Origin of the sequence: Salipiger mucosus DSM 16094 (assembly GCF_000442255.1) — a bacterium.
Lineage (GTDB): Bacteria > Pseudomonadota > Alphaproteobacteria > Rhodobacterales > Rhodobacteraceae > Salipiger > Salipiger mucosus.
The window spans coordinates 179663-198480 of sequence record NZ_KE557273.1 but is presented as its reverse complement, the minus strand read 5'-3'; the positions used below and the strand labels follow the sequence as shown (position 1 = coordinate 198480).

Here is an 18818-nt window from a genome sequence, read left to right as displayed (position 1 = left end):
GCCCCGGGCCCCGCAAGGGCCCGGGGTTCGGCATCACGTTGGCGTGGGCGGACCGGATCCTGTCGACAGCGTGACGCGCCTGGGGTAACGGCAGGAAAACCCGCCCGCACAGAGACTTCCGCCCGTGACGACGCTTCGCCATCTCGCCCGACTGCTGCCCGTGATCGCGCTGGCCCTGCTGGCTGCCTGCGCTACCCCGCCGCCCGACGAGCTTCCGCCGCCGAGCGAGGCCGAGATCAGCGCGCTCGCAAGCGAGATCCGCGCATTGGGCGTCGACGTGGCCCCGGAGGAGGCCGCCCGCGCGGCCCGCATCGCGATCACCTATCCCCGCCGCCTTGCCGTGCAATACGACGTCGAGGACCCGCCGATCATCCACAACATGAAGGTGAACCGTGGGCTGAAGCCGCGCGGCCTGTGCTACCAGTGGGCCGACGACATGGAGGCGCGGCTGCGGCAGGAAGGGTTCGAGACGCTGGAGCTGCACCGCGCCATCGCCAACTCGGAAAACGCGCTGCGGATCGAGCACAGCACGGTCATCGTCTCGCGCCGCGGCGAGAGCATGTGGGAGGGCATCGTGCTGGACCCCTGGCGCGACGGCGGCATCCTGTGGTGGGGCTCCGTGCACGAAGACGACGCCTATCCCTGGCTTCCCCGGCAGGAGGTCTTTGCCCGCAAGCGCGCGCGACTGCGCGGCGCGGACGGCTGAGGCCTCAGCCCAGCCCGCCTGCGCCGTGCCTGAGGATCACGGGCACGATGAGGTCCTCCTCGTCGTGCAGGTGCCGCTCAAGCATTCCCGAGAAGGACAGCAACTCATCGCGGAAGGGGCCGGTCTCGGTCTGTCCCTGCAGCACGCCGTTGGCCGAGCGCGCGAAACGGTCGAGCAGCCCGTCCATGGCGTGATGGTCGCGGTCGAGGATCTCGAAGCCGCGCGTCAGCCGCTGGTCGAGCCCTGACAGCACCGGGAAGTAATGGTGGTCCTCGATCTGGTGATGCCCGTGCAGCTGCTCGATCAGCATGTTGCCCATGCGCGCCAGCCGCGGCGCCATCGCCTCGCGGTCGAGACGGCCATCCATCTCGGCCTCCGCGTCCGTCTGCATCGCCTCCGTCAGCCGGCGGAACATCATGTGGCGTTCCAGCCAGAACTGCACGAGCCCGGAAAAGCCGGGATCGGCCTCCCATGCCTCGCGCGGATAGTCCTGCAAGAGCACGCGCAGCGCCTCGGGCAGGCCGCTGCGCGTCTTCAGATCGAGATCGTCCATCGTCACCTCCGCCGGGTTTAATTGTCCCGGCGCGGCGAAAGGTCAATCAGCGCAGCACGTGCACCGCGCATTTCGCATGGCGCACCACCTGCGTGGCGGTCGAGCCCATGAGCAGGTCGCCCATGCCCGGCCGGTGCGAGGCGATGACGATCAGGTCGACGTCGTTCTCGTCTGCCCAGTCGAGGATCGTGCGGCCGGAATGGCCCTCGACCACGAGGGCCCTGGCATGCTCCATCTTCTGCGCCATCGCGTCGAGCTCGGCCTGAACGGCCTTGCGCTGCTCGGCGCGGAAATCCGGCGGCATGTAGCTGAGGGCGTAGCCCGGGACGTGCTCCATGACGTGCAGCAGCGTGGTGTTCGTTCCCTCGGTCGCGAACTGCCGCGCCACGGCCAGCGCAGCCTCTGCTTTCTCGTCGTTATCGAAGGCGATGGGTACAAGGATGTGCTTGTACATGGCCGGTCTCCTTTCTCTCCTCGTCATCCGCAGACTGGCCTATCCGGAGGCATAGCGCCTTGATGCAAATCATACGCCGTCGGCCCGGTTTTCATCACATTTCGGACGCAATCCGAGGTTAATCCAGTCTCAAACGGCAGAACGCCACAGCGTCACGACCCGCACGGACCAGAAGGTGCCGAAGGGTTTCGCGAGGGAGGCGACTGCCACGGACGGCTTCCCCCGTGCATCTCATGACTGCAAGGAAGGGGAGCGGACCATGCGCTATCTCGTTGCCGAAACCAACTGGGCCCTGATGGGCCTGTCGCGCGCGCTGCGCGACACCGGGACCCTGATCACGACCTGCGAGGATGCCGAGGACCTGGAGGAATTCCACCGCATCGGCGCGCACGACCTTGTGCTCTTCGACGCCGCACTGCTCGAGGGGGGCCGCTCGCCCGCGCACCTGCGCGAGATGCGGCCCGGCACGCCCGTCTGCCTCTTTGCCCGCAAGGCCGACCCCGTGCGCATCGCCGCCTGGTACGAGGCGGGCGCCGACCTCGTGATCGCGGCCGACACGCCGCACGACGAGGCGGTGGCCCGGCTGCAGGCGGTCGCGCGGCGCGCCCACGGGCTGGCACAGCCGCGCGTCGAACTGGGCCCGCTCTGCGTGGACCTCGCAACGCGGCGCGTGCACATGGACGGCGTGACGCTGTCGCTGTCACCGAAGCTTTACGCGATCCTCGAATATCTCGCCCTGCGGCCCGGGCGGCTGGCCTCGCGCGAGCGTCTGCTGAGCCATGTCTACGGCTTCGAGAACGAACCGGCGCCGCGCGTCTTCGACGTCTACATGTGCAACCTGCGCGCCCATCTCTCGGCGGTCTCGCACCTCGTGCGCATCGAGACGGTGCGCGGCCAGGGCTACCGCCTCGCGCTGAGCCCGGCGCTGACGGACCCCGGCAGCCTCGCGGCCTGACACGCGGGCCCGCGCCGCCCTCGCGGGCGGCGCGGCGCCTCAAAGCCGGCCAAGCCGGTCAGTCGTAGGCCGCGACCACGTCGTACATCACCGGCTCGAAGCTGCGGCACAGCTCGTTGAAGCGCCGGTTGCGCGAGCGCATCTCGTCGCTGCGCAGCATGGCCTGGAAATCGTCGCGGCTGCGCCACTGCGAGTAGTTGGCGATGCGCGTCTGCGCGTCGTTGACGTGCAGGCCGGCCGCGACGAAGCCCGGTTGCTTCGAGATGAAGCTGTCGTAGGCATCGCGCAGCGCATCGAGCAGATCCTCGCAATCGCCGGGCGAGGTCTCGAAGGTCGTGATGACGGTCTGAATCTCGCTGGGACTTGTGATACTTGGCATGACTCTCCTCCACTTTGCTCCACTGTCGCACGCTTTCGCGACACCGCCAAACGCCGTGCAACACCACCCGGCGCCGGCCTCCGGCGGCCCACGGCCGCCGCCGGTGCCCATTGCTTGACAGATCGGCCACAGCGCGGTGACACAGTCGAGAAAACAGGCGAAAACACGCGTCGGGGCTGCTAGGCTCCTCGCAACGAAAAACGAGCGACACATGAGCAGCCTCCCCCGTATCGACGACGACCTGCGCGAGGAGATCATCTCGCGCCCGGACCTGATTCTCGACGACCGCGACCTCATGCAGGCGCTGATCGCCGCGAACGAGCGTGCCATGGGCAACAACATCGTGGACCTGCGCGGCATCGCGATGGAGCGGCTCGAGGCCCGGCTCGACCGGCTTGAGGACACGCACCGCAGCGTCATCGCGGCGGCCTACGAGAACCTCGCCGGCACCAACCAGATCCATCGCGCCATCCTGCGCATGCTCGACCCGATCGAGTTCGAGTCCTTCCTGCACGGGCTGGGCGGCGAGGTGGCCGATATCCTGCGCGTGGACGCGGCCAAGCTGGTGCTGGAATCGGCGCAGGAGGACCGCGAGACGGCGATCCGGCGCATGGGCGACGTGCTCTCGGTGGCCGAACCCGGTTTCATCGAGGACTACATCGCCGAACCCCGCGGCATGGCGCCCCGGCAGGTCACCCTGCGCCAGCTGGCCCGGGGCGACGCGCGCGTCTTCGGCGACAAGGCGCCCTGGATCCGCTCCGAGGCCTGCCTGCTGCTCGACTTCGGACCCGGCCGCCTGCCCGGGCTGCTGGTGCTGGGCGCCGAGGACCCGCACCTCTTCACGCCGCAACAGGGCACCGACCTGCTGGGCTTCTTCGCCGGCGTCTTCGAGCGCGCCATGCGGCGGTGGCTCTCGTGACGCTCGAGATCTCTCCGGCCGCGCGCGATGCGCTGGAGGGGTGGATCGCCCACGGCCGGGCGCTGCGCGGCGCGGCCGAGACGACGCTGACCGCCTACCGCGCCGACGTGATCGACTTCATCGCCTTCCTGACCGCCCATCACGCCGAGCCGCAGGGCCTCGCGCCGCTGGCGCGGGTCACCACGCCGGACATGCGCGCCTTCATGGCGCACCTGCGGGCCGACGGCGTCTCGCACCGGTCGATGGCACGCAAACTTTCGGCGGTGAAGAGCTTCTACCGCTGGCTTTCCGAGCGCGAGGGCTTCGAGCCCACGGCCGTGCTCTCGGCCCGGGCCCCGAAGTTCCAGAAGAAGCTGCCGCGCCCGCTGTCCGAGGACGCCGCGCGTGCGATGATCGACACGGTCGAGACGCAGTCCGGCGAGGGCTGGATCGGCGCCCGTGACGCGGCGGTGGTGACGCTGCTCTACGGCTGCGGGCTGCGGATCTCGGAAGCACTGGGGCTGCGCGGGCGGGACCTGCCGCTGGGCGAGTCGCTGCGCATCACCGGCAAGGGCCGGAAGGAGCGGATCGTGCCGGTGATCCCGATCGCGCGCCGCGCTGTCGAGACCTACCTGAAGCTCTGCCCCTTCGAGATCGCGGCCGACGACCAGATCTTCCGCGGCAAGCGCGGCGGCGCGCTGAACCCGCGGCTGATCCAGAAGGTGACCGAGACCGCGCGCATGCAGCTGGGCCTGCCTGCCACCGCCACGCCGCATGCCATGCGCCACAGCTTTGCGACGCACCTGCTTTCCGCCGGCGGCGATCTGCGCGCGATCCAGGAGCTGCTGGGCCATGCCTCGCTTTCGACGACGCAGGCCTATACCTCGGTCGATACCGTGCACCTGATGAAGGTCTACCTCGACACGCACCCGAAGGCCGGCTGAGGGCCAAATTCCCGGGCAAGGAATTTGCAAATCTTTTCGGAAAGATTTGTGGCGCGCGGCCCGTTCCCCTGACGCCCCCCCTGCGCTAGGCTCATGAGCCGATCATTACGGGAGTCTCGTTCATGCAATTGCTGAAGGCCGGTCCATCGCCATTTGTCCGAAAGGTCGAGGTCACGCTGCACGAAACCGGCCAGGTCGAGGACGTCGAGGTGGTGATGGTGGCCGCCTCGCCGCTCAAGGCCGATCCGCAACTGGTGGCCGCCAACCCGGTCGGCAAGATCCCCGCGCTGCTGCGCCCGGACGCGCCGGCGCTCTATGACAGCCGGGTGATCTGCCGCTTTCTCGACGACCGCGCGCAGGCCGGTCTTTATCCCGAGACGCGGCCCTGGGACACGCTGACGCTCGAGGCGCTGGCCGACGGGCTGATGGACGCCGCCGTGCTCATCATCTACGAGGAACGCTTCCGCCCGCCCGAAAAGGTCTCGATGGAATGGATCGAGGGCCAGTGGGGCAAGGTCTCTCGCGCGCTCGACGCGCTCGAGACGCGCTGGATCAGCCACCTGCAGGGCCGTCTCGACATCGGCCAGATCGCCGTGGCCTGCGCCCTCGGCTACCTCGACTTCCGCCACGAGGCGCGGCAATGGCGCACCGGGCGCGACTCGCTCGCGGCCTGGTACGCGCGTTTCTCCGAGCGTTCCTCGATGCAGGCCACGCGGCCCGACGCGTGACCGGACGGGCCGCCGCAGGGCTTGCATCGCCCCCCGGCCCTCGCCTAAGCCTGCCCAATTCGTCTTTCAGCCACCGGAGCGCCCCATGCGCATGCGCGACACCTTCATCAAGCCGATGCACCCCGAGGGGCGTCGCTTCGTCGCGGCCTTCGCCGTCGTGGCCCTCGTGCTCTTCTTCCTGTGGGAGCCGCTGGGCTGGCTGGGCGTCGGCCTCACGGTCTGGTGCTACTACTTCTTCCGCGACCCCGAGCGCGTGGTGCCGCAGCGCCCCGGGCTCGTGCTCAGTCCCGCCGACGGTGTCGTCTCGCTGATCGAACCGGCCGTGCCGCCCGCCGAGCTGGGCATGGGCGAGACGGCCCTGACCCGCGTGTCGGTCTTCATGTCGGTCTTCAACTGCCACGTGAACCGCGCCCCGGTTGCGGGCGAGGTGCTGGCGGTGGCCTACCGGCCCGGCAAGTTCCTGAACGCCTCGCTCGACAAGGCCTCGGAGGACAACGAGCGCAACGCGCTGCGCCTGCGCATGGAGGACGGGCGCGAGATCGCGGTGGTCCAGATCGCGGGCCTCGTGGCGCGGCGAATCCTGTGCTGGAGCAAGGACGGCGACCGGCTGGCGCGCGGCGAACGCTTCGGCCTGATCCGCTTCGGCTCGCGGCTCGACGTCTACCTGCCGAAGGGCGTGGCCCCGCAGGTCGAGATCGGCCAGACCATGATCGCGGGCGAAAGCGTGATCGCGGACCTTGGAGACGGCGATGACGCCTGATGAGTCCGAGATCCACACGCAGGAGCGCAAGCGCAGACCCGAGAAGCTGACGCTGATCCAGCTTCTGCCGAACCTGCTGACCATCGGCGCGATCTGCGCCGGGCTCACGGCGATCCGCCTCGGGCTGCAGGGCTCCTACGAGACGGCGGTGCTGCTGATCCTGCTGGCCGGCATCCTCGACGGGCTCGACGGACGGCTCGCGCGGGCGCTGAAGTCCGACAGCAAGATGGGCGCCGAGCTCGACAGCCTTGCGGACTTCCTCAACTTTGGCGTGGCGCCGGGGCTGCTGCTCTACACCTGGGCACTGGACGACAGCCGCGGCTTCGGCTGGCTCGCGGTGCTGGCCTTCGCCATCTGCTCGGTGATGCGGCTGGCGCGGTTCAACGTCGCCCGCAAGACCGAGGACCGCGACCACGACAACCGCTTCTTCACCGGTGTGCCCTCGCCCGCCGGAGCGATGCTGGTCATGCTGCCGATGTTCCTCAGCTTCGCGCTGGCCACCGGGCCCTTCCTGCCGGACATCGTGATGGCCGTCTGGATGGCCGCCGTGGGCCTGTCGATGATCAGCCGGATCCCGACGTGGTCGTTCAAGACCACCAAGGTGCCGCGCCGCTCGGTCGGCTTCTTCTTCGTCGGAGTGGCCTGCGCGGGCGCGGTGATCATCACCTGGACCTGGATCGCGCTTGCCGCGCTCTGCTTTGCCTACATCCTCGCCGTGGTGGTGATGATGCCGCGCCGGCGCGGCGCCGGCGAGACGCCGGGCCGCCGCCCCTGACCTAGAACTTGAGCGAGAGACCCACGTTCAGCGCGTTGGTCTTGAGGTCGGTGCTGAAGGTGCCGCCGTCGCCGAGGTCGCCCTCGTTGGTTGAATAGGTGAACTGGTATTCGCCGAAGACCGACAGTCGCTCGGTCACCGGGTAGCTCACGCCGGCCAGCAGCCGCGCTGCGGGGCCGGTCAGCTGGTAGCCGTAGGTCTCGCTCCCGGTGGTCGTCTCGGCATCGACATGCGGAAAGGCGACGCCGAGGCCCGCCCCGACATAGGGCGTGGCCGCGCCCCACTCCTGCGGCCAGCGCTTCATCGCGTTGAGCGTGAGGATGTTGTGGCCGTCGGTGAACTCGAACCGGTCGAATCCCAGCGCGTCGCGCTCGCTCTCGGGCATGTAGGCCTTGGCATGGGTGAATTCCAGCGCGAGGCCGAAGGTGTCGGTGCGCCACCAGGTGCCGCGCACGCCATAGTAGGGCGGCATCTGGAAGGACTTGCCGTCCCAGCCGATCAGCTCGTCATAGCTTGCCCCGGTGCCGGGGAAATCGCCCGAAATACGGCTGTGCGGCAGGGTCTGCCAGCCGGTATAGGCCGAGAACTCGTATTCCTGCGCCAGAGCCGGCGCGGCAAGTCCGCCGGCCAGGGCCAGGGCGGCTGGAAGAATCGGTCGTTTCATGAGTATCGCTCCGGAGCGGGGGCCTGCGCTTTGGCTGCAAGTAAGCACTGCAGGGGCCCGCTTTCAACCGCGACACATCGGCACTCCAAGGGATCGTGAGTGTCATCATCGCTTTACGGACTTGTAGCGTATCGCTAATAACCCTCACGGAAATGCCGCGCATGCCCGCGGCTGATCTGCTATTTCGGCCGTGACTGGCCCCGAGGAATGGAGAAACCCCAGTGTCCCACGCAGAAGATCACGAAGGCACCCGGAGAGATTTCCTCTTCTACGCCACGGCCGGCGCGGGTGCCGTCGCTGCCGGCGCGGCCGTCTGGCCGCTGGTCAACCAGATGAACCCCTCGGCCGACGTCCGCGCGCTCAGCACCATCCGCGTGGATGTGTCGGGCGTGGACAACGGCACGCAGCTCACCGTGAAGTGGCTCGGCAAGCCGGTCTTCATCCGCCGCCGCACCGAGGAAGAGATCACCGCAGCCCGCGAAGTCGACCTGAGCGATCTCGTCGACCCGGTTGCCCGTAACGCCAACATCCCGGGCGCGGCTGACGCGACCGACCAGAACCGCACCCTCGACGAAGAGGGCCAGTGGCTGGTGATGATGGGCGTCTGCACGCACCTCGGCTGCGTCCCGCTCGGCAACGCCGGCGAATACACCACCGACGGCGGCGTCGGCGGCTGGTTCTGCCCCTGCCACGGCTCGCACTACGATACGTCCGGCCGGATCCGCAAAGGCCCCGCGCCCCAGAACCTGCCGGTTCCCACGGCGGAATTCGTCGAAGAAACCACCATTCTGCTGGGATAAGGAGAGGCGCTCATGTCCGGTATTCCGCACGACCATTACGAACCCTCAACGGGTGGCGAGCGCTGGCTGCACAAGCGCCTGCCGATCGTCGGTCTTCTCTACGACACGATCATGATCCCCACGCCCAAGAACCTGAACTGGATGTGGATCTGGGGCATCGTGCTCACCTTCTGCCTCGCGCTGCAGATCATCACCGGCATCGTCCTGGTGATGCACTACACGCCGCATGTCGACATGGCCTTCGCCAGCATCGAGCACATCATGCGCAACGTGAACGGCGGCTACATGGTCCGCTACCTGCACATGAACGGCGCCTCGCTGTTCTTCGTGGCCGTCTACCTGCACATCTTCCGCGGTCTCTACTACGGCTCCTACAAGGCCCCGCGCGAAGTGACCTGGATCATCGGCATGCTGATCTACCTCGCCATGATGGGCACCGCCTTCATGGGCTACGTGCTGCCCTGGGGCCAGATGTCCTTCTGGGGTGCCACGGTGATCACCGGCCTCTTCGGCGCGATCCCCTTCATCGGCGAGCCCATCCAGACCTGGCTCCTGGGCGGACCCGCCGTGGACAACGCCACGCTGAACCGCTTCTTCTCGCTGCACTACCTGCTGCCCTTCGTCATCGCGGCGCTGGTGGCCGTGCACATCTGGGCCTTCCACACCACGGGCAACAACAACCCGACCGGTGTCGAGGTGCGTCGCGGCTCCAAGGCCGAGGCCGAGAAGGACACCCTGCCCTTCTGGCCCTACTTCGTGATCAAGGACCTCTTCGCACTGGCGGTCGTCCTCGCAATCTTCTGGGCCATCGTCGGCTTCATGCCCAACTACCTGGGCCACCCCGACAACTACATCGAGGCCAACCCGCTCTCGACGCCCGCACACATCGTGCCCGAATGGTACTTCCTGCCCTTCTACGCGATCCTGCGCGCCTTCACCTCCGAGGTCTGGGTGGTCCAGTTCGCCTCGTTCATCACGGGCGGCATCATCGACGCCAAGTTCTTCGGCGTGCTGGCCATGTTCGGCGCGATCATCGTGATGGCACTGGCCCCCTGGCTCGACACTTCGTCGGTGCGCTCGGGCAAGTACCGCCCGCAGTTCAAGTGGTGGTTCTGGCTGCTGGTGATCGACTTCATCGCGCTGATGTGGCTTGGCGCCATGCCGGCCGAGGAACCCTACGCCAGCTTCTCGCTGATCGGGGCCGCCTACTGGTTCGCCTACTTCCTCGTGATCCTGCCGCTGCTGGGCGTCTTCGAAAAGCCGCTGCCGCAGCCCGCGACCATCGAGGAGGATTTCGACGCCCATTACGGCAAGTCCTCGGACAAGGGCGGCGCCACTGCGGCCTCGCCGGCCGAGTAAGAGAAAGGACAGAAACGACATGTTCAGGAAACTTGCCCTTTCCGCCGCAACCGTCCTGGCCCTGGGCACCGGTGGCGCGATGGCCGCCGGTGAGGAAGGCCACATCGAGGACTACGACTTCTCCTTCGAAGGGCCCTTCGGCACCTACGACCAGGCGCAGCTGCAGCGTGGCCTGCAGATCTACACCGAGGTCTGCTCGGCCTGCCACGGCCTCCGCTACGTGCCGATCCGCACGCTGAGCGCCGAGGACGGCCCCGGCATGCCCGAGGACCAGGTCCGCGCCTACGCCGAGCAGAACTTCGAGGTCTTCGACGAGGAACTCGACGATTTCCGCCCGGCCCGTCCGGTCGACAACTTCCCCGCCAACGACGCGCTCGGCGCGCCCGACCTGTCGATGATGGCCAAGGCACGCGCGGGCTTTCACGGCCCCTACGGCACCGGCCTGAACCAGCTCTTCAAGGGCATGGGCGGGGCCGAGTACATCGCCTCTCTCCTCACCGGCTACACCGGCGAGACCAAGCAGGAAGCCGGCACCACCTTCTACGAGAACACCGCCTTCCCGGGCGGCTGGATCTCGATGGCGCAGCCGCTCTACGGCGAGGACGTCGAGTTCGCCGACGGCCACTCCAACGAGCTGCACCACGAAGCGCAGGACGTCGCCGCATTCCTGATGTGGACGGCCGAGCCCAAGATGATGGCCCGCAAGGAAGCCGGCTTCGTCGGCGTGCTCTTCCTGACGGTGCTCTCGGTGCTGCTCTACCTCACCAACAAGCGCATCTGGCGCCCGGTCAAGCACAAGGACTGACCGGCCCATGCCGCAATACGAAAGGCCCCGCCGGAACCGGCGGGGCCTTTTTCGTTTCCGGTCCGGACCGCCGGACGCTACCGGCCGAGATAGGCGCGCAAGGCCTCCGGCGGGTCGGCAAAGAGCGCCTCGGTCATCACCGGCGGATGGGCGAGACCATCCGCCACGAAGACGACCTCCTCGGCAAAGCGCCGCGCGTCTTCCGGGTCATGCGTGACAAGCAGCGTGAGGGCGCCCAACTCTTGCGCCACGTCGCGCACGATTTCGAGCATCTCGGCCTTGAGTGCGGGACCCAGCGCCGAGAAGGGCTCGTCCAGCGCCATGATCGGCCGACGCTGCAGCAGCACCCGCGCCAGCGCGGCACGGCCCTGCTGTCCGCCTGACAGGGCCCCTGGCCGTCGGCCGCCCAGTCCTGCAAGCCCGACGCGCGCAAGCGCAGCCTCGACCTGCGCCACCGCCTCGCGCCGCGGCCGGGCTCCGTCGGGCCGCAGCGCCAGACCGAGATTGCGGACCAGATCGAGGTGCGGGAAGAGGTTGTTCTCCTGGAAGAGCGAGGCCACCGGCCGCCGGTCGGGCGGCGCCTCGGTAACGTCCTGCCCGCCCCAGAGGATGCGTCCGCGCGCCGGGCGGCGGAACCCGGCAATCGCATCGAGCAGCGTGGACTTGCCCGCCCCCGATGGACCGATCACCGCCACCCGCCGGCCCGGAGCCAGCGCGAGGTCTGCGTCGAGGGCGAAGTCGCCGGCCCCCACGCTCACGCCTTCAAGCTTCAGCATTCACCCGCCCCCCGCGGTCGAACATCCAGAAGGCCGCGAAGCTCAGTCCCAGCAGGAGCAGCGCGGCACCACCGGCGGCCTCCATCCGGTAGGCGCCCATCAGGCGGTAAACCTGCAATGGCAGCGTCGCGCGGTCAGGGTCGGCAAACAGCGCGATCACGCCCAGGTCGCCCATGCTGAGCGCCGCGGTCAGCCCGGCCGCAAAACCCAGCGGTCGCCGCAGCCGTGGGAGCAGTACGAGCCGGAACCAGGCCAGCGGCGTCAGCCCCAGCGCCTGCCGCAACCGGCTGTAATCGGCCCGGATCGCCTCGGCCTCGGGCCTCAGGATGCGCAGCGCGAAGGGCAACGCCACGAGGGCGTTGATCAGCGCCGTCACCGGTAGCGCCAGCGAGAGCGGGTTGACCACCGGGCGCAGCACGAGAAACAGCCCCGTGCCCAGCACCAGCGGCGACAGGGCGATTCCCGCGAGCCCCAGCACTTCGCCCCGCCGACTGGCCAGCGGCAGCGCCCATAGCAGGCAGATCGCGGTCGAGCCCAGCGCCACTGTCACGGAATGCCAGGCCGCCTCCCAGGTGCCGGCGCCAAGCGCGGCGAGCCCCGGCAAGCCGCGCCAGACGACCGTCGCGAGCGGCATCATCAGGAAAAGCGCCACCGCAACGATCCAGACCAGGTCGATGGCCCGGGCGGCTGGCGTCCGGCCGTCCCAGCGGTCGATCCGCCGATCAAGCCCGACACCGAAGCCCTGCTCGCCGCCCAGCCGCAGCGCGACCAGCCCGGCCACGGCAGCGAGCCCCAGCTGGATAACGGACAGGAGCGCCGCGCGCCCGAGATCGAAGTCGAAGCGCACCGCCTGGTAGATTGCCAGTTCCACGGTCGTCGCACGCGGCCCGCCGCCCAGCGTCAGGGCGACGGCAAAGCTCGACAGGCAGATGACGAAGATCACCGCAAAGGCCCCCGGCGCGATGCGGCGGATCATCGGCCACTCCAGCACGCGGATCATGGCCCAGGGCGTCAGCCCCAGCGAAGCTGCCAGCCGAAAGCGTTCCGCCGGCAGAGACAGCCATCCCTGCAGCAGGAGGCGCGTGGCCAGCGGCAGGTTGAAGAAGACATGGGCGATCACCACCCCGTGCAGGCCGTAGATCGTCATTGGCGGCAGGCCCAAAGCCTCCAGCCCGCTGTTCAGGAGACCGCTGCGCCCGAAGACGGCGATGAGCCCCAGCACCGCAACGATCACCGGCAAGATGAAGGGCGCCCCGAGAAGCGCGACCAGCAATCCACGACCCGGGAAACGTCGCCGCGCGAGCGCGCGAGCAACCGGGATCGCCAGCAGCACGCTGAAAGCCGCCGAGAGCGTGGCCTGAAGCAGCGTGAAACGCAGCGCCTGCCAGTCGCCGGGGCCGAGTTGGCCCCAGCCACCGGCCCGGAACAGCACCGCGGCCACGGGCACCAGCGTGAGCGCGATCACGCCCGCCCCGGCCAGTGCGGCCGCCATGCGGGACACAGCCTGTCCGCGGCCGCCGCTCACCGCGACAGCGCGCGCCGCCATGCGCCGATGGCCTCATCCTTGCGTGCCGCAGCCTCCTCCTCGGAGTAGAACAGCACTTCCTCCGGCAGGCGGAGGTCGCGGAACCCTTCGGGCCATTGATCCCTGGGCAGCGCTGACGGGATCGACCAATTGCCGGTGGCGATCATCTTCTGGAAATCTTCAGAAAGAATGAAGGCAAGAAAATCGTCTGCAAGCTCCGGCTGATCGGTTCCGGCGACCTTGGCGGCGAGTTCCACCAGGAAATAGTGGCCCTCTGGAAAGATGGCCGCCTTCTTGGTCTCATCACCCTCGGCGATCGCGTGGTACGCGGGCGAGGTCGTGTAGCTGAGCACCATGTCGGCCTCGCCATCGGTGAAGAGGCCGTAGGATTCCGACCACCCCTTGGTGACGGTCAGGATCTTCGGCGCCAGCCGCTCCCAGGCCATTTCGGCCTCATCCCCGTAGACCGCCTGCACCCAGAGCACCAACGCGAGCCCCGAGATCGAGCTTCGCGGATCCTGGATCACGATCGACAGATCGTCCGGCGCCTCGAGCAGCGCCTCGAAGCTCTCCGGCGGATTGTCCAGCCGCGTGCTGTCGTAGACGAAAGCGGTGTGGCTGTAGTCGAAGGGCAGGAAGACCTCGTCATCCCACTCGACGGGCAGCGTGAGCGGCGACAGGTCCTGCCCGTGCGGTGCGAAAAGCCCGCTCTCGCGAGCGCGTTTGGTCACGTCCGTGTTCAGGCCGAAGACGATGTCGGCCTCGGTCCGCTCGCCTTCCAGCAGCAGGCGTGGCAGCAATTCGCCGGGCTTGAACTGCAGATCGCAGTCGCAGCGGGCCTCGAACATCTCCTCGATCTTCGGCCCGGGGCCCCATTCGGACGCCACGTAGTCGCCGGCGTAGACGGTGAGAACCTCCTCCTGCGCGAGCGCCGTCGTCGCGGCAAGGCATCCGGCCGCAAGCGTCATGATCCGTTTCATACGATCCTCCGTCGTGGCGGCGGAGAGCAGGATCCGGTCTTGCGCGCCCTTCCCTCCGCCGGTGTCAACCGGTTCAGGTTCAACGGGTTCGCCCTATGGCATCTCAGCCGGCCGCGCGTGACAGTCCGGCACCCCGAGGTTTCCATTTGAGCTAGCCCCCACCCGCTCGCGTTTCAAGCGAAATCCCTTGAGGCGCTGCGCCGGCTGGCCTAGGACAACCCGCGAAAGGAGCCCGTCATGAGCCTCAACACCTTCGGCCATCTCTTCCGCGTGACCACTTGGGGCGAAAGCCACGGGCCCGCCCTCGGGGCGACTGTCGACGGCTGCCCGCCGGGTGTGCCCATCGACGAGGCGGCGCTGCAGCACTGGCTCGACCGGCGCAAACCCGGGCAGAACCGGTATACCACGCAACGCCGTGAACCCGATGCCGTGCGCATCCTGTCGGGCGTCTTCGAGGGGCAGACCACCGGCACGCCGGTTCAGCTCATGATCGAAAATGCCGACCAACGATCCAAGGACTACGGCGAGATCGCCGAGAAATTTCGCCCGGGCCACGCGGACATCACGTACTGGCAGAAGTACGGCATCCGCGACTACCGGGGCGGCGGGCGGTCCTCGGCGCGTGAGACGGCCGCGCGAGTCGCCGCCGGCGGACTGGCGCGCGCGGCCCTGGTGGAACTGGCACCGGATCTCGCGATTACGGGCTACATGGTTCGGATGGGACCGCGGGAGATCGACCGCGGCCGTCTCGACCTGGACGAGGTTGGACGCAACCCGTTCTGGTGCCCCGATGCCGCCGCCGCCGAGGACTGGGCCAGCTACCTTGACGATCTGCGCAAGTCCGGCGACAGCGTCGGTGCGGTGATCGAAGTCACAGCTCGCGGTGTACCCGCGGGCTTGGGCGCGCCGGTCTATGGCAAGCTCGACACCGACCTTGCCGCCGCCTGCATGTCGATCAACGCCGTCAAGGGTGTCGAGATTGGCGAGGGCATGGCCGCCGCCACGCTGCGCGGTTCCGAAAACGCGGACGAGATCACCATGGGACCCGATGGTCCGGAGTACAGCTCAAACCACGCTGGCGGCATCCTCGGAGGAATCTCGACGGGCCAGGACATCGTCCTGCGCTTTGCGGTCAAGCCGACCTCGTCCATTCTCACGCCCCGGCGGACCATCACCAAGTCCGGCGAGGAGACAGAGATCGTGACCAAGGGGCGTCACGATCCCTGTGTGGGCATCCGGGCTGTCCCGGTGGGCGAGGCAATGGTCGCCTGCGTCCTGCTCGACCATCTGCTGCTGCATCGGGGGCAGGTCGGGAGCAACCGCGGCGCCATCGGCTGACCCGAGTTTACCGGCCCTGCCTCAGAAATCCTCCCAGTTGGTGTCCGAGCCGACCGCCGTAGCCATCGGTCGCGGCAACTGTGCCGGTGCCTCCGCCAGATCGGGTCCGGCGAAGGCCTCGACCGGAGCGGCCACCGGCGTGATGTCCTCGAGTTCCGGTGCCGCCTCGCCGGTGAAGCGGTTGAGCTGTTCCGTCAGTCGGTCTGCCTCGCCCTGAAGCTGGTGGCTTGCCGAGCTCGTCTCGCCGACCATCGCCGCGTTCTGCTGTGTCACCTTGTCGAGTTCCGACACGCCCACGTTGATCTCCTGCAGACCAGCCGACTGCTCCTTGGCGCCCGACGCGATCTCGGCTACCATTTCCGACACTTCGGTCACGTGGCGCACGATATCCGAGAGCGTGGCGCCCGTCTGCTCGACCAGGAGCCCGCCCTCCTTGACCTGCTGTGAACTGTTGGAGACGAGCGCCTTGATCTCGCGCGCGGATTCCGAAGCGCGCTGCGCCAGCGACCGCACCTCAGAGGCGACGACGGAAAAGCCCTTGCCGCTTTCGCCCGCGCGCGCGGCCTCGACGCCCGCGTTGAGCGCCAGCAGGTTGGTCTGGAAGGCGATGTCGTCGATCACGCCGATGATCTGCGTGATCTGGTCCGAAGACGCTGCGATGGAGCTCATGGCCTCCAGAGCCTTGCTCATGACTTCGCCGCCTTCTTCGGCGCGGCGGCGCCCCTCACCCACGCGCTGGTCGGCCTCTTCCGCACGGTCGGCGGCAGCCGTCACGCTTGACGACAGTTCCTCGAGCGCGGCAGCGGATTGCTCGAGGGTGGCTGCCTGGACCTCGGACCGGCGTGACATCTCGTTCGACATCGACGAAAGCTCGCGAGAGTTGCGCTGAACCATGTTCGCCGAGTCCCGCAGCGAGGCGACCATGCCCGAGATGTTCTCGGCGAGATGGTTGAAATCCACGCAGAGCTGCCGGTAGGTCTCGCCCAGGTCCTGCCATTTGTCAGGGTCCAGGCGTTCGTCGAGCTTGCCATTGGACAGCGAGGTCATCGCCTGCCCCAGCCTGTCGAAGAGCGCCACGCGCCGCTCGCCGACCCTCTGGGTTTCGGCATCCGCCGCCTCGGCGGCCACGAGTCCGTCGCGGAGGTTTGCGAGGCCGCGCGCGATTTCTCCAACCTCGTCGCCGCGGCCGACTCCGGGAACGGGCGCGGTGTAGTCGCCAGCGATGATGTTCCTGACCGACTGAGCGCTGCGCATCAGCGGCCGAGACAGGATCCGGCCGAAGCCGACCACCATGGCGATGGACAGGGTCGTCACACCGGCAATCGCGGCGAGCAGGGCTGTCATGGCGTGCTCGAGGCTGTCCAGCGTCTCCACCTCGGTCTCGTGCACCTCGGTACGCAGCATCTCCTGCATGGCGTCGAGCCGGTCGATGTGTTGCATCAAGGTGGCATCGATCTCTTCAAGGCTGCGCTGCGTCGGGGGCATCAGTTGCAGGTTCCCCTCGCGCGGCAGTTCCCGCAACACGTCGCGCAGGGCGCTCGTGCCATCGCCGATCCGTTGCAGGATCTCGACATACTTGGGCCGCGCGGCACGCGGGTCCTCCGGGTCGGCGAAATGGTGAACGTCAGTTTCGACCGCCTCGATCACCTCCCCGAAGTTGCCCAGCATGCTTTCGAAGGCACCCTTCCGGCCCTTGGCCATCTCGAGCCCATTGGCCCGCGCCTGCTCCATGTCCTCGCGTATGAGCGCGACGGTCGCGTTCTGGCGAAAGACCTCGTTCGCGTAGGCCACGTCGCGCACCACGCCCGACTGCATCCTCCATGACAGTGCGCCGCCGACAACCAGCAGCAGCACAAAGGCCATTCCCAGAACGAAAACCTGAATCCTGATCGAAAAACGGCTCATACGGCACCCTCGCAGCTATCGGCGCCCCATGGCGCACATCTGCGGCGGTGCTAGCAGCGGCGGGTAAACAAAGCGTTCGGCGCCGCCGCCGCAAACGTGAAGCTTCGATCTATTCCGCTGCCGACACCGGCATCCGGGCGCGCTGCACGGCCAGGATGCCCAGCGTGATGACGGCGACCCCCGCAAGGTCCAGCGGCCCCATCCTCTCGCCCAGCAGGAGCGCCGCGATGGCCACGCCCAGGAACGGGTTCAGGAAATGGAAAGTCGCCGCGCGGATCGCGCCGATGCGGTTCACGAGCTTCACCCAGACCAACGTCGCTGCAAGGCCGGGCACCACCGTCGTGTAGACGAAGGCGGCCACCAGCGGTCCGGACCAGTCGATGCGGGGCGTTTCCAGCGCCAGCGAGGCCAGCCAGAGCGCGGCGCTGCCCACGAGCATCTGCAGACCGACGATCATCAGGAAATTCCCGCCCGAGGTCGCGCCCCGGACGGCCAGCGTGGCCATGGTCAGCGACAGCGCCCCGAGCACGCAGAGCCCCAGCCCGAAGGGATCGACACCGCCCTGCAGCCGCCCGCCCATGATCATGGCCACGCCAACGAGCCCGGCCAGAAGCCCCGCGATGCCCAGCGGCCGCAGCCGCTCCCCCAGCCAGAGGCGGCTGGCGAAGGCCACGAGCAGCGGCATGGTCGAGGCGATGATCGCCGCGAGCGAGGCCTGGACCGTCTGCATGGCAACGAAATTGAGCCCGAGGTAGAGCGCGTTCTGGCACAGCCCGAAAATCGCGGTCGCGCGCCACTGGCCGCGCGTCAGGCGCCAGCTCTGCCCAAGCACCCGCGCCACCGCGACGGCGATCAGCCCCGAGATCAGAAAGCGCAGCGCCAGCGCGCCCAGCGGCGGCGCTGCGGCAACGATGATCCGGGCCGAGCTGAACGCCGAGGACCACATGACCGCGAAGGCCAGCCCCATCAGGATCGCGCGAATGTCCATGCTATGCTCCCCCTTTGGCGCCTGCATATCGCGGATGGCGCGCAGTGACACGCCCGAGTTCGGCACGCCCCTCGCCCACAAGGAAAAATGCCCCGCCTGACGTGCAGGCGGGGCCAGTCCGTGCCTGCGGATGCAGGCACTGGCGGTGTTCCGATTTATTGTCCCGGTATCAGGGGGTGCGGCCGGCCATCTCGGCGCGGACCTGCTGGCGCAGGACGTCGATGGGCACCGTCTTTCCGTCGCGGCGGAAATGCCAGTAGGTCCAGCCGTTGCAGGACGGCGCGCCCTCGAGATGAGCACCCACCTGGTGGATGGAGCCGCGCACGTCGTCACCCACCAGCGTGCCGTCGGCGCGGACCTTGGCGCTCTTTCCAGAGGGCGATGTCAGCATCTCGCCCGGGCGCAGCATGCCGCGTTCCACGAGCTGCCCGAAGGGCACGCGGGGCTCGGCCCGCTTGGCGCGCGTCACTTCCAGCGCGGAGCGATCGAAGGCGCGGGTGTCGGCGATGCGGCGCTCGGCCACCTC

General features: G+C 68.2%; 21 protein-coding genes and 1 riboswitch. Of the genes, 11 read left to right on the top strand and 10 right to left on the bottom strand.

Annotated features, from left to right (window positions below; genetic code table 11):
• The first annotated feature begins 124 nt into the window (after positions 1–124).
• Positions 125–706, top strand: a complete 582-nt coding sequence (locus tag SALMUC_RS01020; RefSeq protein WP_020040961.1) for a hypothetical protein — start codon at positions 125–127, stop codon at positions 704–706.
• Positions 707–710: 4 nt separating this feature from the next.
• Here SALMUC_RS01020 and SALMUC_RS01015 read toward each other — a convergent pair whose 3' ends face one another.
• Both SALMUC_RS01015 and SALMUC_RS01010 read right to left on the bottom strand, forming a co-directional pair.
• Positions 711–1259 carry a hemerythrin domain-containing protein gene (locus SALMUC_RS01015; protein WP_020040962.1) on the bottom strand — a complete coding sequence of 183 codons (549 nt, stop codon included), beginning with the start codon at positions 1257–1259 and terminating at the stop codon, positions 711–713.
• A gap of 46 nt (positions 1260–1305) precedes the next feature.
• The gene (locus tag SALMUC_RS01010) at positions 1306–1713 is read right to left on the bottom strand and encodes a universal stress protein (protein WP_020040963.1); all 408 of its coding nucleotides are present in this window, start codon (positions 1711–1713) and stop codon (positions 1306–1308) included.
• Positions 1714–1972: 259 nt separating this feature from the next.
• Here SALMUC_RS01010 and SALMUC_RS01005 point away from each other — a divergent pair, with 259 nt between their 5' ends.
• Positions 1973–2668, top strand: a complete 696-nt coding sequence (locus tag SALMUC_RS01005) for a winged helix-turn-helix transcriptional regulator (protein WP_020040964.1) — start codon at positions 1973–1975, stop codon at positions 2666–2668.
• Between the two features lie 58 nt (positions 2669–2726).
• Here SALMUC_RS01005 and SALMUC_RS01000 read toward each other — a convergent pair whose 3' ends face one another.
• The gene (locus SALMUC_RS01000) at positions 2727–3047 is read right to left on the bottom strand and encodes an antibiotic biosynthesis monooxygenase family protein (RefSeq protein WP_020040965.1); all 321 of its coding nucleotides are present in this window, start codon (positions 3045–3047) and stop codon (positions 2727–2729) included.
• 211 nt (positions 3048–3258) lie between these two features.
• On the opposite strand from SALMUC_RS01000, the gene SALMUC_RS00995 reads away from it, so the two are divergent.
• From SALMUC_RS00995 to pssA, 5 genes are all read left to right on the top strand, one after another.
• The gene (locus SALMUC_RS00995; protein WP_020040966.1) at positions 3259–3966 is read left to right on the top strand and encodes a DUF484 family protein; all 708 of its coding nucleotides are present in this window, start codon (positions 3259–3261) and stop codon (positions 3964–3966) included.
• Positions 3963–4889 carry a tyrosine recombinase XerC gene (locus SALMUC_RS00990; protein ID WP_020040967.1) on the top strand — a complete coding sequence of 309 codons (927 nt, stop codon included), beginning with the start codon at positions 3963–3965 and terminating at the stop codon, positions 4887–4889. Before SALMUC_RS00995 ends, SALMUC_RS00990 begins: the two co-directional genes overlap by 4 nt.
• A 122-nt stretch (positions 4890–5011) precedes the next feature.
• Positions 5012–5617, top strand: coding sequence for a glutathione S-transferase (locus SALMUC_RS00985; protein WP_020040968.1), 606 nt, complete (start codon positions 5012–5014; stop codon positions 5615–5617).
• Positions 5618–5702: 85 nt separating this feature from the next.
• Entirely contained in the window at positions 5703–6377 is a 675-nt protein-coding gene (locus tag SALMUC_RS00980; protein ID WP_020040969.1) for a phosphatidylserine decarboxylase, read from the top strand.
• The gene (gene pssA / locus SALMUC_RS00975) at positions 6367–7152 is read left to right on the top strand and encodes a CDP-diacylglycerol--serine O-phosphatidyltransferase (RefSeq protein ID WP_020040970.1); all 786 of its coding nucleotides are present in this window, start codon (positions 6367–6369) and stop codon (positions 7150–7152) included. The genes SALMUC_RS00980 and pssA overlap by 11 nt, the downstream gene beginning before the upstream one ends.
• A 1-nt stretch (position 7153) precedes the next feature.
• Here pssA and SALMUC_RS00970 read toward each other — a convergent pair whose 3' ends face one another.
• Positions 7154–7816: an outer membrane protein gene (locus SALMUC_RS00970; protein ID WP_020040971.1), complete on the bottom strand. Its 663-nt coding sequence runs from the start codon at positions 7814–7816 to the stop codon at positions 7154–7156.
• 221 nt (positions 7817–8037) lie between these two features.
• Here SALMUC_RS00970 and petA point away from each other — a divergent pair, with 221 nt between their 5' ends.
• Genes petA through SALMUC_RS00955 form a run of 3 tightly spaced genes read left to right on the top strand, consistent with a single transcriptional unit; the run spans position 8038 to position 10780 of the window.
• Complete coding sequence (gene petA / locus SALMUC_RS00965; RefSeq protein WP_020040972.1) at positions 8038–8616, top strand: ubiquinol-cytochrome c reductase iron-sulfur subunit; 579 nt, start codon at positions 8038–8040, stop codon at positions 8614–8616.
• 12 nt (positions 8617–8628) lie between these two features.
• Positions 8629–9975 (top strand): cytochrome b, encoded by a 1347-nt coding sequence (petB, locus tag SALMUC_RS00960; RefSeq protein WP_020040973.1) that lies wholly within the window; start codon positions 8629–8631, stop codon positions 9973–9975.
• Positions 9976–9994: 19 nt separating this feature from the next.
• Positions 9995–10780: a cytochrome c1 gene (locus tag SALMUC_RS00955; RefSeq protein ID WP_020040974.1), complete on the top strand. Its 786-nt coding sequence runs from the start codon at positions 9995–9997 to the stop codon at positions 10778–10780.
• A gap of 77 nt (positions 10781–10857) precedes the next feature.
• On the opposite strand, the gene SALMUC_RS00950 is transcribed toward SALMUC_RS00955, so the two are convergent.
• The 3 genes from SALMUC_RS00950 to thiB are packed head-to-tail and all read right to left on the bottom strand — an operon-like array spanning position 10858 to position 14061.
• Positions 10858–11556, bottom strand: coding sequence for a thiamine ABC transporter ATP-binding protein (locus tag SALMUC_RS00950; protein ID WP_020040975.1), 699 nt, complete (start codon positions 11554–11556; stop codon positions 10858–10860).
• Positions 11543–13102: a thiamine/thiamine pyrophosphate ABC transporter permease ThiP gene (locus SALMUC_RS00945; protein WP_020040976.1), complete on the bottom strand. Its 1560-nt coding sequence runs from the start codon at positions 13100–13102 to the stop codon at positions 11543–11545. Before SALMUC_RS00945 ends, SALMUC_RS00950 begins: the two co-directional genes overlap by 14 nt.
• A complete protein-coding gene (thiB, locus tag SALMUC_RS00940) occupies positions 13078–14061 on the bottom strand; it encodes a thiamine ABC transporter substrate binding subunit (RefSeq protein ID WP_020040977.1) in 984 nt (327 codons plus the stop codon). The genes SALMUC_RS00945 and thiB overlap by 25 nt, the downstream gene beginning before the upstream one ends.
• 33 nt (positions 14062–14094) lie before the next feature.
• A riboswitch (TPP riboswitch) is annotated at positions 14095–14207 on the bottom strand.
• Positions 14208–14298: 91 nt separating this feature from the next.
• On the opposite strand from thiB, the gene aroC reads away from it, so the two are divergent.
• Positions 14299–15399, top strand: coding sequence for a chorismate synthase (aroC, locus tag SALMUC_RS00935; RefSeq protein ID WP_020040978.1), 1101 nt, complete (start codon positions 14299–14301; stop codon positions 15397–15399).
• A gap of 21 nt (positions 15400–15420) precedes the next feature.
• Here aroC and SALMUC_RS00930 read toward each other — a convergent pair whose 3' ends face one another.
• From SALMUC_RS00930 to SALMUC_RS30855, 3 genes are all read right to left on the bottom strand, one after another.
• Positions 15421–17304, bottom strand: a complete 1884-nt coding sequence (locus SALMUC_RS00930) for a methyl-accepting chemotaxis protein (protein WP_021119669.1) — start codon at positions 17302–17304, stop codon at positions 15421–15423.
• Positions 17305–17413: 109 nt separating this feature from the next.
• On the bottom strand, positions 17414–18292 hold the full coding sequence (locus tag SALMUC_RS00925) for a DMT family transporter (RefSeq protein WP_020040980.1): 879 nt from the start codon (positions 18290–18292) through the stop codon (positions 17414–17416).
• Positions 18293–18461: 169 nt separating this feature from the next.
• A complete protein-coding gene (locus tag SALMUC_RS30855) occupies positions 18462–18815 on the bottom strand; it encodes a restriction system modified-DNA reader domain-containing protein (protein WP_342663012.1) in 354 nt (117 codons plus the stop codon).
• Between the last annotated feature and the right edge of the window lie 3 nt (positions 18816–18818).

Bases quoted from the DNA above. Each gene is read 5' to 3' on its own strand.
- SALMUC_RS01015 (WP_020040962.1), bottom strand. From the start codon at position 1,259: ATGGACGATCTCGATCTGAAGACGCGCAGCGGCCTGCCCGAGGCGCTG.
- SALMUC_RS01010 (WP_020040963.1), bottom strand. From the start codon at position 1,713: ATGTACAAGCACATCCTTGTACCCATCGCCTTCGATAACGACGAGAAA.
- SALMUC_RS01005 (WP_020040964.1), top strand. From the start codon at position 1,973: ATGCGCTATCTCGTTGCCGAAACCAACTGGGCCCTGATGGGCCTGTCG.
- SALMUC_RS01000 (WP_020040965.1), bottom strand. From the start codon at position 3,047: ATGCCAAGTATCACAAGTCCCAGCGAGATTCAGACCGTCATCACGACC.
- SALMUC_RS00995 (WP_020040966.1), top strand. From the start codon at position 3,259: ATGAGCAGCCTCCCCCGTATCGACGACGACCTGCGCGAGGAGATCATC.
- SALMUC_RS00985 (WP_020040968.1), top strand. From the start codon at position 5,012: ATGCAATTGCTGAAGGCCGGTCCATCGCCATTTGTCCGAAAGGTCGAG.
- SALMUC_RS00980 (WP_020040969.1), top strand. From the start codon at position 5,703: ATGCGCATGCGCGACACCTTCATCAAGCCGATGCACCCCGAGGGGCGT.
- pssA (WP_020040970.1), top strand. From the start codon at position 6,367: ATGACGCCTGATGAGTCCGAGATCCACACGCAGGAGCGCAAGCGCAGA.
- SALMUC_RS00970 (WP_020040971.1), bottom strand. From the start codon at position 7,816: ATGAAACGACCGATTCTTCCAGCCGCCCTGGCCCTGGCCGGCGGACTT.
- petB (WP_020040973.1), top strand. From the start codon at position 8,629: ATGTCCGGTATTCCGCACGACCATTACGAACCCTCAACGGGTGGCGAG.
- SALMUC_RS00955 (WP_020040974.1), top strand. From the start codon at position 9,995: ATGTTCAGGAAACTTGCCCTTTCCGCCGCAACCGTCCTGGCCCTGGGC.
- SALMUC_RS00950 (WP_020040975.1), bottom strand. From the start codon at position 11,556: ATGCTGAAGCTTGAAGGCGTGAGCGTGGGGGCCGGCGACTTCGCCCTC.
- SALMUC_RS00945 (WP_020040976.1), bottom strand. From the start codon at position 13,102: ATGGCGGCGCGCGCTGTCGCGGTGAGCGGCGGCCGCGGACAGGCTGTG.
- thiB (WP_020040977.1), bottom strand. From the start codon at position 14,061: ATGAAACGGATCATGACGCTTGCGGCCGGATGCCTTGCCGCGACGACG.
- aroC (WP_020040978.1), top strand. From the start codon at position 14,299: ATGAGCCTCAACACCTTCGGCCATCTCTTCCGCGTGACCACTTGGGGC.
- SALMUC_RS00930 (WP_021119669.1), bottom strand. From the start codon at position 17,304: ATGAGCCGTTTTTCGATCAGGATTCAGGTTTTCGTTCTGGGAATGGCC.
- SALMUC_RS00925 (WP_020040980.1), bottom strand. From the start codon at position 18,292: ATGGACATTCGCGCGATCCTGATGGGGCTGGCCTTCGCGGTCATGTGG.